At 29.7% G+C, this 15,088-nt stretch carries 11 protein-coding genes; 8 read left to right on the top strand and 3 right to left on the bottom strand.

What is annotated here, in order from left to right; all coding sequences use genetic code 11:
• Positions 1 to 60: 60 nt before the first annotated feature.
• Entirely contained in the window at positions 61 to 3,876 is a 3,816-nt protein-coding gene (locus tag Mjas_RS06865) for a DEAD/DEAH box helicase (RefSeq protein WP_421077427.1), read from the bottom strand.
• Between the two features lie 249 nt (positions 3,877 to 4,125).
• Between Mjas_RS06865 and cbiM the strand changes: the two genes are divergently transcribed.
• The 7 genes from cbiM (at position 4,126) to Mjas_RS06830 (ending at position 9,151) form a co-directional block, all read left to right on the top strand.
• On the top strand, positions 4,126 to 4,797 hold the full coding sequence (cbiM, locus tag Mjas_RS06860) for a cobalt transporter CbiM (RefSeq protein ID WP_421077426.1): 672 nt from the start codon (positions 4,126 to 4,128) through the stop codon (positions 4,795 to 4,797).
• The gene (locus Mjas_RS06855) at positions 4,787 to 5,125 is read left to right on the top strand and encodes a PDGLE domain-containing protein (RefSeq protein ID WP_421077425.1); all 339 of its coding nucleotides are present in this window, start codon (positions 4,787 to 4,789) and stop codon (positions 5,123 to 5,125) included. Before cbiM ends, Mjas_RS06855 begins: the two co-directional genes overlap by 11 nt.
• Before the next feature lie 218 nt (positions 5,126 to 5,343).
• Positions 5,344 to 6,165, top strand: coding sequence for a cobalt ECF transporter T component CbiQ (gene cbiQ / locus Mjas_RS06850; RefSeq protein ID WP_421077424.1), 822 nt, complete (start codon positions 5,344 to 5,346; stop codon positions 6,163 to 6,165).
• Positions 6,162 to 7,052, top strand: a complete 891-nt coding sequence (locus Mjas_RS06845) for an energy-coupling factor ABC transporter ATP-binding protein (protein WP_421077423.1) — start codon at positions 6,162 to 6,164, stop codon at positions 7,050 to 7,052. The genes cbiQ and Mjas_RS06845 overlap by 4 nt, the downstream gene beginning before the upstream one ends.
• 42 nt (positions 7,053 to 7,094) lie before the next feature.
• The gene (locus Mjas_RS06840; protein WP_421077422.1) at positions 7,095 to 7,490 is read left to right on the top strand and encodes an energy-coupling factor transporter transmembrane component T family protein; all 396 of its coding nucleotides are present in this window, start codon (positions 7,095 to 7,097) and stop codon (positions 7,488 to 7,490) included.
• 161 nt (positions 7,491 to 7,651) lie between these two features.
• Positions 7,652 to 8,149: a hypothetical protein gene (locus tag Mjas_RS06835; protein ID WP_421077421.1), complete on the top strand. Its 498-nt coding sequence runs from the start codon at positions 7,652 to 7,654 to the stop codon at positions 8,147 to 8,149.
• Between the two features lie 66 nt (positions 8,150 to 8,215).
• Complete coding sequence (locus Mjas_RS06830; protein ID WP_421077420.1) at positions 8,216 to 9,151, top strand: hypothetical protein; 936 nt, start codon at positions 8,216 to 8,218, stop codon at positions 9,149 to 9,151.
• 8 nt (positions 9,152 to 9,159) lie between these two features.
• Here the strand turns inward: Mjas_RS06830 and Mjas_RS06825 are convergent, their stop codons facing one another.
• A complete protein-coding gene (locus Mjas_RS06825; RefSeq protein ID WP_421077419.1) occupies positions 9,160 to 10,041 on the bottom strand; it encodes an AIR synthase related protein in 882 nt (293 codons plus the stop codon).
• 701 nt (positions 10,042 to 10,742) lie between these two features.
• A complete protein-coding gene (locus tag Mjas_RS06820; protein ID WP_421077418.1) occupies positions 10,743 to 13,874 on the bottom strand; it encodes a hypothetical protein in 3,132 nt (1,043 codons plus the stop codon).
• A 202-nt stretch (positions 13,875 to 14,076) separates the two neighbouring features.
• On the opposite strand from Mjas_RS06820, the gene Mjas_RS06815 reads away from it, so the two are divergent.
• Complete coding sequence (locus tag Mjas_RS06815) at positions 14,077 to 14,829, top strand: AAA family ATPase (RefSeq protein ID WP_421077417.1); 753 nt, start codon at positions 14,077 to 14,079, stop codon at positions 14,827 to 14,829.
• The last annotated feature ends 259 nt before the right edge of the window (positions 14,830 to 15,088 follow it).

Below are 15,088 nucleotides of genomic sequence, written 5' to 3'. Positions count from 1 at the left end.
GTTATTTTTATTTTAAATCATATTTGGGTGTTTTGTTATATTTTAGTATATTTTGTCATATCACATATCATACATTGAAAGTTTCATCTGACCAAATTTAACATCCACACCCAGTTCCTCTAAAATTTTCTTTGTTATTTTTTCCCCCAATAAATTAATGACTTTTTTAGGGTTATTAACGATATCCCTTACATTTTTTATACCTGAATTATATAATGTTCGAGCTCTGACCCTACCAATATGTTTTATTTTTAGGAGTTCTATGATATCCTGTTTTGCACCATATTCTATTCTTATCTCCAAATCATTTAAACAGTCCCTTATGAATTTATTTTCAATATCAAGCAAATCAAATATTTCTTTTGCAGAATGAATCATCCATTTAGATTGTTCTACCTTGTATCGTAAAATTCCCGGCTCAATGTTGTATTTCTCCAAAATCTTTTCCTCAGGAACTTCATTAATCCAATCATAGAACATTTTGGCATTTTTAAAATATTCTAAATTTTCCAAAGATATATCGTTCATATCTACGCCCATATCCAAATTTATCATCTCATAAATTAAATCCTCCTCTTCAAATTTTTTTACTCTTAAAGCTGGCTGCATTTCGGTGGTTTTTGATATTATATATAGTATATAAAAAATATAATAATCCATAGTTTTTGGACTTGCTGAATTTAATGTTTTTTTATGGAGCTCCTTCAATCCATCTATAATAATCTCTGCACTTAGTGGGTCTATGTAGAGCTCCGAAACCCTCTTTCCAAGGGGTGTGATAGTATAATATATATTTTCGCCCTCGTATCTTGATTTAACAGTCAATGAATTGTTATCCAATACGAGCATCTTTACATTATTATTGTTATTATTATCATTTGAACCATAATTTAACTGTATAAATCCATTTTTCTCTAAAAAATTGGTTATTTCATCAATATTTTCCAAAATTTTTTCAGTATTTTGATATTGATGAGCATAGAATGTATTTTTTATAAATTCCTCTAAATCATTTTTGTTTTTAACCTCACCTGTGGTAATTAACCCAAGTATATGAGTTCTTAAAACCTTCTGATTAGATAGTTTTGAGTAAATTTCCTCCACATTTCCAATTAAATAGTTTTTTGCATTTTCAATGCTTTCAGGGTTCTCCCTATTGCTTACATATATTATTCCTTCACCATAGGGGTCTAAATTTGGCCGTCCAGCTCTTCCAATGCACTGATGAATTTCCATTTTTGGAATTGGGGCCATACCTCTGCTGGAAAATCTCTTTAAATCCCTTACGATTGCCCTTCTACAAGGTAAATTTAGTCCCGCAGAGTTATGCACAATAAATCCATTCGCCACAACATAATGGTCATTTGTCCCATCATCAGGCAGTTCTATGTCATAAGCATATTTGTCATTTACTTTTATTTTTTTAATTTCTTTAATTGCATCCCAATAAATATCTTCATCATAATATTCTTTTTTCCAACTGTATCTTATTTCTTTGTAGAGTGGCTTACCACAAATTGGACATTTTTCAAGATTTGTTAAGAAATCATACATTTCTTCTAAATTCTCTTTATTTTTTATATTTTTATTAAGAAGATTCATTAAAATCTTTCCTTTATTATTTAGGGAATAATATACTCCTTTCTTATTTCCTCCCACATTTTCTCTTGTTATGAATTCAAAATGAGAATTCTTTCTCTTTGAATAATAGCTCTTGTAATTCATAATCAATTTTTTCCCATTTAATAGTTCAAAAAGCAAGTTTATACGCTTTTTATTCAAGTTCCTCTGACTTTCTGTTCTCGGCTTAAACATAGTTAAATCAGTGCTAAATCCACAATCACACCACATTTTAGCAATTTCCTTACTTTTTACGATTTCCTCCAATTTTCTTCTTTTTTCCTTGTGCCTCAGTGGAATATTTTCATAAAATCTTTTTACACTTATAAAATCACCAATTATTAGTTTATAAATGTCCCTACTTTTATATTCTTTATAATTCGTTGGTGATCGAAGCGAATCCTTTGGATTCGCTGACTTACAAAACCCGAAGGTTTTGTCAAGTTTCATAACTTTTCCTTTTCTTTTTCTAATGGTGCTATGTATTCCAAACCTCAATAATCCCAATTGTAGTTTTTTGATTAGATTTTCCGATATTGAATCGAATTCAATTTCCTTTCTATTGGCATTAATGTATCCATCACTATCAAACAACCCTGCAATAAAGTATGAAAATTTTTCCAATGGAAGATTGTAAAATGTATCAATATTCTTGTTATTCTTGGTTAGCATGTTCAATTTGTTGAATACTTTCCTTAGTTTTTTTGAATATATATAATGAGATACACCTTCCATTTCCCTATGCTTTAAGAAGTATTTTTTATGTAATTTGGAGTCGTCGAAATTTGGCGAGGATTTTGGATTAAATGCAATATCTGGACTGCCCCTAAATACATTTTTTTCAATAACGCCAGTATATCCATCCCCTATAAAATATCCAATGAAATAAATGTCCCCATAGGATAAATCGATATCTCTTTCTTCAACTACTATTTTATCAGTAGTAGCCACATAATCCCCTATTTTTAAATCCTTTGCTTCTTTTTCACAAGTATCTTTTCCTTTTTTAACTAAGAACAAATGATTAGGAGTTGTGGTAATTTTTAGCCCATTTGCTGTTTTTACAACAATATTATACTCATGTTGCGGGGTCTTATGGACTTTCCAACAATCCACCGGTTTTATTTTATTTCCACACAATGCAAATACCTTTTCATTTTTATTCAATTCTGTAATCTTTTTAAACCCACTTTCTTGTAATATCTCAGTATTTGCATTTAAACAGAGTGTCGGAGTGCAACAAATTACCTTTATCAGCTTTTTTCTGAATCCATCTTCAACAATTTTCCGCTGTTCGTAGGTTAAACCTGCATGATGGAATGCTACACCCCTTTCAATACATTCCGCAAGGGTTTTGCAGGTTTCTGTTGGCGGGTCAAGTGCCATTAGGACTTCCTCTTTTAAATTTCGGAGCTCCGCTACTTCATCAGCTGATAAATATTTTTTCAAATTTAATTTTTTTGCTTCATTAACTGCCCCTCTCTTTGAATTGCAAAATATCAGGCATGAGCCGTCCTTTAAAACACTATCCACTACAATATTAAACATGCTGTTTTTAGATGTTCCATTAATAACGTATTCCTCTATGACATTTCCATCCTCATCAATAAATATGATTTTGTCGTCATACCCTACTCCCTTTCTTAATTCAACAGGTCTCCACTCGTCCATAACCAGCTCAGCATTTAGCCATTTGGCAAACTCTTCGGGATTTCCTATGGTGGCAGATAGTCCAATTATTTGGGTGTCGTATTTGCTTTTCAGTTTTGTAAGTAGAATTTCAAGGGTTCCCCCTCTCCCATCATCTCCTATTAAATGGATTTCATCTATAACTACAACAGATACGTCATTTATCCACCCTATATTGTGCCTAATCAGTGAATCGAGCTTTTCCGCTGTCGTGATTATTAAATCATATCCGCTTAGTTCATCTTTTTCATCAAAATCTCCAATGGACAATGCTACTTTTAAACCGTATTTTTCATATTTCTCCTTAAATTCTTCGTATTTCTCATTTGCAAGTGCCTTTAAAGGAACAATGAACAATCCTTTTTTATTTGTGGGATTTTTATTCTCATTTAAAAGATGGTTTATAAATGCCATCTCACCAATAAGTGTTTTCCCCGATGCCGTAGGTATGCAGATTAAAAAATTTTTATTTTTATTTAATAGCCCTCCTTCGATTACTTTTTTTTGTGGAGGTCTGAGCTCAGTGATGCCATTCTCTTTTAAAATATCGTATATCGTATTTATCATTATTTACCCACCAATTATGCTGTAAAGTGTTCTAAATACACTACACTATAATATAAATATTTTATATAATTATTCTCAGGTAATATTTTTTATAAAAATATATTAAAAATTATTACAAAAAATTTTATGAAAAACTATAAATATTATTAATTTTATTAAAGTAATATGGTATTACTAAAATACAAATAAATATTAAAAAATACAAAAAAATACATAAGAATATGAAAAAATATAAAAAAAGGTGAAAATATGCATATACCAGATGGGTATTTAGGCCCAATAACATGTGCAATATTTTATATTATAATGTTGTTCTTTTGGGCTATTGCAATTAAAAAGTTAAAAACCCTGCATCCCAAACAAATACCACTTCTTGGAGTTTTGACGGCATTTTCTTTCTTAGTAATGATGTATAACCTACCTGTGCCTGATGGAACCACCGCACACATGGTAGGTGGAACATTGATAGCAATATTAATGGGGAACCCATGGACCGCAACAGTTGCTATTTCAATAGTATTACTAATACAGGCATTATTCTTTGGTGATGGTGGAATAACAGCACTTGGAGCAAACTGTTTTAATATGGGTGTAGTTTTACCCTTCATTGGTTATTATTGCTATAAAATATTAAAAAATAAAATTGGGGATGTTGCTGCCAGTGGTATTGGTGCATATATTGGTATTGTTGCAGCTGCAATTGTAGCAGGATTTGAGTTTGGACTTCAACCATATATACAGCCTGGATACTGTCCATACCCTTTTACAGTATCTGTTCCAGCAATGGCTTTGGCTCATTTAATAACTGCTGGACCAGCCGCAGCCATAGTAACTGCAATAGTGGTTTGGTATGTCAAAAAATCAAGGCCAGATTTATTTAATCTCTCAAAACTTGCAGGTGGTGAAAAAGATGAACTTTAATGATCCATTAATTAAAAAGTTTTTTATAGTAATTGGAGTGTTGATTATATTATCCCCCCTTGGTATATTGATAACATGGGATTATGGCGACGCTTGGGGAGAATGGGGTGTAGAAGATTTAGCTGATAATGTGCATGGTGATATTTCAGGGCTTGAATCTCTTTCAGATGTTTGGGCTTACGCTCCACTTCCAGATTATGATGTTCCAGGATGGGATGACCCTACACATGCTTCAATAGGTTATATATTATCTGCAATAGTTGGAGTTGTTCTCTGCATGGGTTTATATTATGGCCTTGTAAAAACAATAAATCCTTCATCCCAATAATTTCCATTTTTAATTTTTTTTCATAATTTTGAATATTTTAAATAATGGTTTAAGTCTTCTGTAAACCTATACAGATAATTTTTGAAATATATATTAGATAATTAAAATTTTTAATCTTCTATAAAATTTTAAATATTATTTAAATAATAAATGTCACTAATTAATAATTAATTTAATATTTTATGAAATTTACATCTCATATTTTTGTTGGTGATTCAATGAAATTATTTAATAAAACCATTGAGGGAGTTATTAAATATATAAATGAGGCAGTTTTTGCAGAAAAATATGCAAAAAACAATGGGGTATTACAATCCATGGAACCCAGGATAAAACTAATAGTTATTATTTCATTTATCGTTATTACTGTTCTTACAAAACATTTAGAGGTTATTTTTGGATTGTATATATTATCTATAATTTTTTGTTATATCTCAAAAATTCCATTAAAACACTACTTAAAAAGAGTATGGTTATTTATTCCAATTTTCACGGGTATTATTGCAGTTCCAATTATATTTATAACCCCCGGAAAACCAATTTATGTTCTATTAAATAACCCATATATTGCCATTAGCGATAATGGATTGTATTATGCTATAATGTTTACATTAAGAGTTGCAACAGCTGTTTCCTATGCAGTTTTACTTACAATTACAACAACATGGAATGATATAACAAAGGCATTAAATAACCTTGGGGTTCCAGACATAATAATTACCATAATGACAATTGCCTATCGATATATTTTTCTTCTTATGAACACACTTTTAGATTCAATGTATTCAAGAAAATCGAGGTTATGTAAAAATATAGGATTAAAAGAAAGCTGGATTGAAGCTGGGAAGAATATGGGGGCTTTATTTATAAAAACACATCAAATGGGGGAAGATTTATACTATGCAATGCTTTCGAGAGGTTATTTAAATGAACCAAAAACATATTCTAATTTTTATATTAAAACAAAAGATTATGTATTTTTAATAGTTTCAATGCTAATAATGGCGATTGCAATGATTATTGACAGGTGTATATTATGAATAAAAATAATATTGATATGAAAAAAAATAAAAAAAATAAAAAGATTTTTGAATTAAAAAATTTGTCCTATAAATACCCAGACGGCACATTAGCATTAAGTAATATTAATATGAACATATATGGTGGTGAAATACTCGCAATAATTGGTTCAAATGGTGCTGGAAAAACCACATTATTAAAAATTCTAAATGGATTGGAATTTCCAAGCAGTGGGGAAATTTATTTTGAAGGAAAAAAATTAACTGAAAAAGTTCTTATGAAAAAGAGTTCTATGAAATACTTCAGAAGCAAAGTAGGTTTTGTGTTTCAAGACCCCGATATCATGCTGTTTAGTCCAACTGTTTGGGATGATGTAGCTTTTGGACCTTTGCACCTATATTCAAAAGAAAAAGCAGTGAAAATCACAGATAAAACTCTTAGAGATATGAACATATATGGATTAAGAGACAAACATCCTTACAATATAAGCGGGGGTGAAAAGAAAAAAGCATCAATAGCCTCCGTTATCTCAATTGAACCAGAAATTATTTTAATGGATGAACCAACATCATATTTAGACCCAAAAAGCAAAAGATATATTATCAATCTAATAAAGAAATTAAATAATGAAGGAAAAACAATAATTTTTGTTAGCCACGACCCAAATTTGGTTTCAATTGCAGATAGGTGTTATGTTTTAAACAAAACAATAATATTTGAAGGAAGTCCAAAGGATGTTTTTTCCAACATTGAATTACTTGAAAAAGAAAACTTGGATGTCCCAGAGATAGCAAAACTTTTCAAAAAGATAAAAGATGAATTCAATGATAAATTAAACATTGATGAAATACCAAATACCGTAGATGAGGCATATGATTTATTAAAATCTATTTTAAAACAATATTAATCATAGAATATACGTGAAGTACCTGCTGATGCATGAAGTAATATGTGCAGAAGGAAGTTGGGGCTTCCAAATATTTTTTCAACACTTTTGGGATTGATGATAAGATATATATTTATCATGTATGACGTTTTAGAATCTACATTGAGAGCTCAACAGTCAAGATGTTTTAATGGGAAAAATTTAACATATAAACAAATACTGAATATATTTGGTTACAAACAAATACTGAATATATTTGGTTACAGTGTAGGAGCTCTCTTTATAAGAGCATATGAGCAGGGGGAACGAACATATTTAGCAATGGTTTCAAGAGGATATTCTGAAAATTCGAAAATACAACTACATGATGGAACCATAGGTCTCAGTGAAGTGGTATTTTTAATATTTACCATTATTATATCAATAACTCTACTGGTTTTGCAGTATAATCCCTTATAAAATCACTATTTTATATCTATTTCTAAATATGGCATATATTTATATGTATGTATTTTAAAATATTTTTTAATTACACAGTTTTATGATATATATTTTTATATTAAAACATATATATTTAAATGAAAATATATATGGGCGTATGTAATTAAGAGGGTGAAAAGATGAGTATGGAAAAATTGTATGTTATTCACTCATTATGTGAATCAGAAATATTTGATAAGTTAAGAATTTTAGTTGCAGAAAATGTTTCAAGAGTTTATGATATAAAGGTTACAAATACGTTAAACCATAATCATTATTTTTTAAAATTTATAATAAAGACAACTAGTGAAAATTGCACAAAACTCTGTGAAATTTTGCAAGGGTATAATGTTATAATTACAAATTGTTATGAATTGGTTTTCCCATCTTATCGAGTTAGAATAAAAGGAGACGCAGAAAAATGTCTTACTATTCAGAAGGAACTATTAAATTCTTTTATATGTTGCGGTGCAGTTCCACTTAAAACCGAAATTACATCAGATGATTTCATAACAGCCATATGTGATATTATTGTGACAAACAAGGACCCATCAAAATGTGTGAAATTTTTAGAGATTCTCAGAAAAAACAAAGACCTATCCTATACCATAACCCCCATAGAATCCTACGAATGTTAAATTAAGTCCAAGATTGCAGGTGGTAAATTAGTAATAATTTATTTAATAGCGTTGGGTGATTCAATAATGGCTATCCCTTTTTTTCGCTCAAAATCTAGTAAGCTAAAAAAACTCTTAGAGGAGGGGCGACTTTTAGAAGCTCAGAAACTTGTGGAAAATAATACTTCACTTATGGATTCTCTTATGGGGCTTATCGATTCAAATAATCCCAAGATAGTGTCAAACTCTGTCTATCTTACAACAAAAATATTTTTAAAGCATGGGAAGAATGTTAAAAATCTCATGCCATATATTAAAAAATGTCTAAGAAGTAATAACGAAAATCTTGTATTAAATACACTAATTTCTTTAAAGATTATATTGCTCAACAATCCAGAATATTTTAACGTGGTGGAGAAGGAACTATGGAATATAAATGAAAAATTTGTGAATCTTCAAATAAGAGAATATGCCTGGGAATTAATAAGGAAATATGGTGAAATTCCAAAATCAGAAAGTGAATCACGTCCAAAATCATATGAACGTATTAGGCTATTGAAAGACTCCCTTAAACAAAATGCGTTAATTAAAAAATTGCTTAATACGGGCTTATCTTTAATTAATTTCGATAAAGTAGATAAGATAGACATAACAGAAGAAAAAATTAACTCATCAATACGCAAAGATGACCTAAAAGGGACTTTAAAAGTTATAAAAAGCGGAGATATTGATAAATTAAGTCCATTAAATATTGCGTATTGCCTTTCCACAATATCGACCTTAAATGAAGAGGAATTGGAAGAGATTATCGAAAATGTGTTAAAACTATTATTCAATGAAAATGATGTTATTAGATATACGACGCTAAATACTATCTATGAAATCTCTAAATATCACCCCGATGTAATTTATAAAAATATAGATGCATTAAAAAAATACTGTAAAATATATGGTAAATCCACAATAGTTGATTTAATACTAAAAGAAATTTCAAAAAAATATGATTTAGAGGAAATATATTAAATATTAAATTAGTATTTATAGGGAAATTCTTTTATAATATTGTTCATTTTTTCTTCACTGATGTATTCTTTATTCCCTATTTTAAAGGTTCTTTCCTCTGTTATTTTTCCAAATGGAATAATAGGACATCTGTTGTCGATTGCTATATTTATGGCGTCATTTAAATTATCCTCATCCATACACACAAGATAAGTTCCCAAATATCTTGTAGCTCTTGGATAAGGGATTGCATTTATCCTAATACCTTTTTTTGCCTTTGCAAGCATTTCAAGTATGTTACAAAGCCATCCACCCCTTGAAGCGTCTTTGCAGGCATGGACTTCCACATCATTTTCTAAAATTTTCAGAAATGTGTCAAATTTATTTTTTGCCTTCTGGACTCTACCTCCAATATCTCCTTCCACAGGATGACCGAGCATAATTATTGTATCTCCAGCCTGAGCTCCGCCATCAGTAATTACCTTATCACATATGAGCTCTCCAAATACCACTACACTCACACAGGATTTTAATTCCTTTTCTGTTTGTGTATTTCCACCAACAATAGGTATATTTAGACCTATGGATTGCTTTTTTAGTCCATCTACTGCCATTTTTATTTCTTCTTCATTCTGCGCCTGAATTGCATCCATGGCATATAATGGTTTTGCACCCATTGCCACAACATCGCATGATGTATGAATTAAGGCAGTTTTTGAACCCAATTTTAAAGGATAGGGACCTTCCATGTTTATAACCTTTTTTCCTATCACTACTGCATCATCTCCTGCCCTAATTCCTCTTATTAACTCCGGAACTTTTGAATCCATATCCCATAATTTTTTTCTCGGATAATTAGTTTCCATCATATGTTCTATCGCATGTTTTATTTCATATTCTATACATTCCATGTTTTCATCTCATTTTTTTATTTATTTTCATTATGGATTAGGCAGGGTGTGTCTAAGATAGCTCAGGTATTATATAGTATATCTTAGCAACATGATTAACGAGTACATATAAACTCTTATAGCGATAAGAGTGATGGTAGTTAATACTAAGGAAGTATTTAATTTATCTCTGAATCTATTGGTTAAAGCTCTGAAGAATCCTTTACATGTCTACCTATCTTTACGTTTTCTTTATTATTGTTTAGATGGATTTAACGATATTGTTCAACCACGAGCAAAGAGAGCGGGTTATAAAATCCGATAAGATTTTATTCAATGTCTTTTTATTTCCCTATTCTCCATCACCAAAAAATATCCTTTCCCATCAGCAAATTCCAAGTCTGATTTTTAATCATGGATGTGAGATATAATGTTTTATTTTCTAAATCGTAGCGAGTTATAGCATGTATCTTACCGATTGAATGAAAATCCCAAAGGGATTTTTATAGCCCTCCGTTCGCTTTGCTCACTCCAATTCACCTACATTATTTGGAAACTTTGTTGAATTAATAAACGTCCTTTCGTAATCAAAACTCCAAAGTTTTTTAAGAATTTTCTAGAATCCACTTTTTGCCACCATATTTTTTTATTAGTATATATTTATCATTCGATTTTAGACACACTCTCTAAAATAATATTAAATTATAACATAATATTAAAAATTATAAATTCCTATTTTCAAATTCAAGAAGTTTTTCAATAACCTCCTCATCAAGTTCTATAATGTTAACTCCACTCATTTCTAATAGTTTTTTTAGGTAAATGAGTATATAGTCTTTCTTTCCTTCTTCTACAATGTCCGCAAGACCTATAAATTTCTCGACAATGCTACTTAGAAGTTTTTCATCAGTTTTTATATACGGACATGAAAAAATAATATCAACTGCGTTTTTAAATATTGTCCATGGCTGATTACTGTCGGTATTCATCATAATGTCTACGAAAGTATATGCAGCATCTTTATTACATTCAATTAATTTATTTTCTAATGCATATTTTATAGAATTCAAAATTTCTATTTTAACATATGTGGAGATATTTTCAGTTAGGAGGTATAATATATTATTTAACGATTTTTGAGAATTAAAATCATTACTTTTAAAATAATGTATTAAATTACTTCTTAACCAGTTATCTCTTTTTAGCGATAATTTTTCTAGTAAGGTTAGTGCTTTTTTTGATAAAAAACTATATCCTTTAGATAAATATAGTTTTAACAATATAGCAAATATTTCTTTATTATCCAACAATATATTTAATAATTCTTCATTTTTGGAAATTTCTTCAATTAATAAATCTATAATTCTTACCTTTAAAATTACAACATCTTCAAAGTGCAATAGAGATACAACTGTTTCTACAACCTCATTTACATTATCCTCTGCAAATATATCCATTATTCCTTCCGTGGGAATGTATGCTATTTTAATACAATAATCCTTCCAATCCAATCTTTTCAAATCTTTTCTTTTTATTTTGTCAAGATTTAATGGATTATTTTCCAGATATTCTATTAATTCCCTTTTTTCCTTAATTATGGCCATACTTTCAAGTTCATTTATTTCTCCAAGTATAGATAATGCAAGATTTAGGTTTCGCTCACTAACACATTCGTATATTGCTATCTCTTTAACCTTATTTAATAACTCATAGCTTATTGTAACTCCCTCTTTGACAAATAACAATAGTTCTTTAAGTTTATGGGTTCTAATGGTAATTATTGGTTCATTGATATTATGGAATAATGTTTTCTCTAAATCTTTTGGAAGTTTTGGATATTTGTTTTTAAATGCATTTAATATCTTTTTAGCCATTTCAGATTTTTCTTTCAATCGTACAATTTCATACAGTATATGACCTATTTCTTTATGGAGTTTCCCATCAAATATTTTTTTTAAAGCCATTTCAATGGTAGTATAATCTCCTTTTTTAATATAATATTTTAATCTTACTTTAACGAGCATAATTACAGCTTTTCTCAGCTCTGGGATTTCCCAATATTTTTCAAGTAATTCAATTCTTTCAGGAACTGACAAGTCATAGTAATTTTTAAAAAATTCAATTTCTGAATTCCTATATAATAATTCTTTATTTTTTAATATCATTGTGCAAACATTCCTTACAAGTTTATTGCTGTCCGTTAGATGTTTTGAGGCTATTGCAGAAATGAGTTTTTGTTTAATTCTGCTGTCTTCCAAAATATGCGGAAAATTTTTTAATAATATGTTGTAAAATAACATATATTCAATTCTGCATTCATAGAACCAGTCATCAAGCAATGATATTGATTTAATGATAATATCAGTTGGCGGTTCAATACCTAACTCAGTGGTAAGTCTTAAAATCCAAATTCCAATGCATCTTACCATATAGTTGTTATCACCTAATAGGGTGTCTATTGTATCAAACATATTGGATGCATAACCGGGTCTTGCATATATTGCATTGCCTAAATATTTTCCAGCGTAGTATCTATCCAACCATCCACTAAGCCAGTATTTTCGCTTCACAGATATATTAATAGATTTAATTAAATCATAATATTCAACAGTTTCCAATGTGTTAAATTCCCCCACAAGAGCCATATTAAAATTAGGAGAAGATGTTGCTGAGAAACATTCATATTTTTTTAATTCATATGCCAAATATAACCCATTATAATAGCATAAATGTCCTTCATTCATTATACTTTTTAAATCAATTTTATCAATAACCTCAGATACTTTCTTTTTAATATATTTCGATTCTGTATTTTTTAATAGGTAGTATAATATTTCAAGAGAAAATCCTTTTACAATATATTTATCATTGAAATTTTCAAGGATTTTGTCAAAAAACATATCTAAGTATTCATCTTTAATATATATTTTATCAAAGAATATCAACTTTATAAACAAAAACATGGATGAAAGCCTAATCATCCGGTCAGGATTTTTAAAAGAGCTTATTATTTCATCTATCAGGTAATTGCTTAATTTCTTATCCTCCTTTAATATCCGATACAAAACATCGGCATGAGTATATAATGTGATCAGTGCAAAGGATTTTGTAAGTAAATCAACATAATCCAACATTGTTATTATATTTAAAATATTTTCGTTACTTGCATTTTTTTTAAAATATATACATAACATATATTCAAATAATTCGCTTCCATTCATAGATTCAATATTGAAGTCGCCAATCTGTTTATTATTTTTATATATATTATAAATTAAAAAAAATGAACTTATTAGATATTCTTTATCCAATGTTTTAAATTCTTCAAGTATTTCAATAGCAAGCACTTGAAGTATCTTGTATTTATAACTGTTAGATATTAATACAATCTCAGGGAGGGTATTTGTTAAGTGTTCAGGGGTAACTGTTGATATCAATCCCAAGGATGCCATGGCATATGCTACTTCATAAGGATTGGAAGAATAAAGTTTTATGGATAATGAGAGGATGTAGTCGACAATCACATTCACATTTAAGGAGTTTATAATTTGTTTGGCAAATTCTGATGTTGTGGTGTTGAAGGAATTGGCCCAAAAATAGAGTAAAACAAAGATATCTTCATTGATAATGTGGCGGTCTAAAACGAGCTTCTTTATAGAGTTCATTAGATTTACTCTTGTAGCTAAGTTTTTATCCTGAGCTAGTTTTATAATTTGTTCCTGTATTTTCTTAATTTCATTAACATCATTAATATACCCTAATATTCGGGCTGCCTCAGATTTCTTTTTCCAATCCAATTCACAATATTCTTTAAATAATTTTGAAAGTTCTTCTTGCAACATCCTCTCATACATAAGAGCCCCCCAATATCATTTTTAAAAAACGACTATTAAATAAATATATTATTCTTATGTGTGTCCTATATATTCATTGCCAATATATTTATGTAATAAATATATAATATATATTGATTTAGATGATATTGTTCAATGTAATATATTCGTTATATGTCTTAAACTTTTTTTGTATGTATATATGTAGGTAATTGGTGATAATTTGACCAAAATAATAGCAATAAGCGGAAAAGGAGGAACTGGTAAAACCATGTTTTCCACATTACTTGTAAAAGCATTATCAAAAAAGACGCACAATATGCTTGTTGTTGATGCTGACCCCGATTCAAATCTCCCCGAAACTCTTGGCGTTGAAGTAGAACGGACTATTGGGGATATAAGAGAAGAGTTAAAACAGTTAGTGGCTGATGATAAATTGCCTTCTGGCATATCAAAACAGGATTATTTACTGGGAAGAATATATGAAATTATGGTTGAAACAGAGAACTTTGATTTGCTTGTTATGGGGAGACCCGAAGGAAGTGGTTGTTATTGTAGTGTGAATAACTGGTTAAGGCAGATTATAGATAATCTTGCAAAATCCTATGATTATGTGGTTATAGATACGGAAGCAGGCTTGGAGCATTTGAGTAGAAGAACCACTCAAAATGTAGATACCATGATAGTGGTGAGTGATGCTTCAAAGCGAGGGTTAGGGACTGCTAAAAGAATAAAAAAACTAGCGAATGACCTCGAAATAAAATTCAAAGATATATGTGTTGTTGCAAATAAAGTAAATGATGAAACCAAAGATATAGTTGAGAAAAACGCCGAAGAATTGGGGTTAAATTTAATAGGGAAATTGCCCTATAATGAAGAAATATCAAAATATGATTTAGTAGGCAAACCTCTGTTTGATATAGATGAAAATAATGAAGTATATAAGAAAGTGGAAGAAATTGCTAAATCTCTCTGACCTACTCCCACGATTAAAATCGTGGGGTTCATTAGTAGGGTTTAACCCTACATGGGTGGCCAAACCCACTACCCCTACCCATTAATGGGTTCAGGGCTACGCTATGCACTTTCAACCACTACCAGCGGTAGAGTTTTCACTAACCCTACCCATTAGAACTTGGACTGGTAGCGTTACTTACTACTAATCTTCACATATTTATATTTTACTACTTACTAGCCGATATAATGTCCGCCTCTCATCCAATCTCATAAGAGAT

Source organism: Methanothermococcus jasoni (assembly GCF_049075655.1).
GTDB lineage: Archaea > AGJL01 > Methanococci > Methanococcales > Methanococcaceae > Methanofervidicoccus.
The sequence above is the reverse complement of the archived record's forward strand: the minus strand, read 5'-3'. Positions and strand labels throughout refer to the sequence as shown.